Genomic DNA, 1,473 nt, shown 5'->3' on the forward strand with positions numbered 1-1,473 from the left:
TTGTGAGTGCTTGTAAGTTCGTACCTGAACAATCTTGAGATAAGCGTACCCCTGGCCTATGCTGCAAGCGGCAAGGTGAGCTGGATCGGCAGCAACGCCTCGGTGGGCGTGTCCGGGAGGCCAGTGAGTGATGTCACGTCCAAGCCGCGGATGGACAGCCGTTTCACCACCGTGCCATCTGCCACCCGTACGACCCAGTCACGCCTCAGTGCGTCGCATTGCACCGTGACCGTCTGCCCGATACAGGCGCGTCCGACTGAGCGTGACTGACCACTCAGTTGGATCTGGCCGGTCTTGCTGACCTTGCGACTGAGCACTATCGTGGCCAAGTAGGCATACACCCGCTGCTCGTTGAACAGCGCACGCTCCCACTCCACCTGATAGGGCCGCCGCGCTAGCAACAACTCGGGATGCGCTAGAAGCGGTGGGCGACCACCACAGTCGCTGGCACGAGATGGGAACCACGCATTATGCACCTCGCGCTCGGCATCGAGCCGCTGCTGCAAACGCGCGAGATCGAGCTGCGAATCGGGCAGTCCGACAAAGCCGTCGAGTGTGCGGTGGGTTCGTTCAATCTGCGCCTGATCGGTCGGTGTGTTGGGACGGATGAAGCGATGTGCGACGCCCAATCCGACCAGCCACAGCGTCAACTGGCTGGGGAGCGGGTCGCTCGGCTGGCCACCCAAACAGACCTCGTTGTCGGTCTGGAGCGCATCCGGGAGCGTGGCCCAGCGCGCGAATGCAGTGCGGATCACGCCGCGCACCTCCTCCCACCGCAGGCGGCGGCCGCGCTCCCCGCCCGTGATATCAAACGCCTGACTAGCGAGGATGGCAGCGCCGACAGGATCGCGTAGGGTGCAGATGCTGGCCCGATGGTCGTCGGCCAGCACGCTCGCTTCCTGAAAATCGAGTTGCCAGCACTCGTGAACGGCACGTGGTGCTGCTGGCGCTGGGGGCGGGCTGGTGCGCGCCCGTCGCGGCGCGACCAACTCGGGACACTCGGTCTTGAACAGCAGCGCCAGGCGGCTGCGAGAAGGGAGTGGCAGGGCGGAGAGGGTCGGGTCGTGCATCAGGTCGGCCAGCACCCGATCGGAACCCCAGGATGGATGGTCGCGTTTGAGCGTGAGCGCACGATTGCTCACGGCTGGAGCGAAGCGGGAGAGCACCCCGGTGGCGGCTCGGCCACGGCGCGCTTGGTGGAAGGCGGCGCGGCCGTGATCGCGGGCCAGGCGCCACCATTTACGGGCTGTTTCGGTCGAACAGCCCAACTCGGCGGCAATCGAGGGAAGCGAGCGACCCTGGATTTTGGCCGCGTAGAGACGCTCCTTCTCGGCCAGACTTAACGGCGCTCGTGCAGCCATAGCGATGCTCCTAGTGTAGCAGATGATCGCGATACTGCAGCATAGCAGAAATGCCGCACGAGGGGTACGACTATTTCGAGACTGGTAAGGTACGAACTTACAAGCACTCACA

The 1,473-nt window shown here is 64.2% G+C and carries 1 protein-coding gene; it reads right to left on the reverse strand.

The genetic code is table 11. The features are described from left to right. Positions 1-56: 56 nt before the first annotated feature. A complete protein-coding gene (locus tag VFQ05_06200; GenBank protein ID HET9326343.1) occupies positions 57-1,361 on the reverse strand; it encodes a helix-turn-helix domain-containing protein in 1,305 nt (434 codons plus the stop codon). Positions 1,362-1,473: the final 112 nt, after the last annotated feature.

This window comes from Candidatus Eisenbacteria bacterium (assembly GCA_035712145.1).
Classification (GTDB): domain Bacteria; phylum Eisenbacteria; class RBG-16-71-46; order RBG-16-71-46; family RBG-16-71-46; genus DASTBI01.

Coding starts and splice junctions, on each gene's coding strand:
- VFQ05_06200 (HET9326343.1), bottom strand. CDS start 1,361: ATGGCTGCACGAGCGCCGTTAAGTCTGGCCGAGAAGGAGCGTCTCTAC.